The organism is Psychrobacter glacincola (assembly GCF_965118485.1).
GTDB classification, from domain to species: Bacteria; Pseudomonadota; Gammaproteobacteria; order Pseudomonadales; family Moraxellaceae; genus Psychrobacter; species Psychrobacter glacincola_D.
The window spans coordinates 1-554 of record NZ_CBCPJH010000095.1; the positions used below are offsets into that span (position 1 = coordinate 1).

1 protein-coding gene is annotated in these 554 nt (G+C 33.9%); it reads left to right on the top strand.

The window, feature by feature from the left end:
* Positions 1 to 387 precede the first annotated feature (387 nt).
* Positions 388 to 554 (top strand): transposase (locus ACMHKH_RS14695; protein ID WP_413521360.1); only part of this gene is annotated, 167 nt, incomplete at its 3' end.

The window sequence follows — 554 nt, forward strand, 5'->3', positions numbered from 1 at the left end:
CGCGTGTCATTTCAGTTCTTCAATTATCACTTATTAAACTAGAACGTATGGAGTTGATAAGTAAGTCTATAGAAACAGATCATCAGGATGGTTATGATTTCTATGCATATTCAATTACTGAGTTAGGTGTCGATGAACTTTTAAACAATTAAGAAGTTTTTCAATCTAAAATATCTAAGCCAGTGGATAATTTCACTGATAATATTCCGTTTTGATACTAGTAAATTGCTATTGATTACTGATTTTCAATTAACTTCTTATACAAATGAAGACAAGCTTAAATTAGTGATCAAATTAGGGCGTGTTGAACATTGGCAATAAAGTGTTGGCAAAAAAAATAGCGAACGTCTAATCTTTAAGTTCTCACACCAAAAGATCACGTTCGCTATGCCTCGTACCATGCTCAAAGATGAACACTGGACTAGACTAAGACCTATCTTATTAGAACTGAATATTTATGACAAAGAAAATCTAAGACAAACCGTTGAAGGTATACTTTATCGAATGCGCGTTGGTTGCCCTTGGCGTGACTTACCCGAGAATTTTGGTAAGCT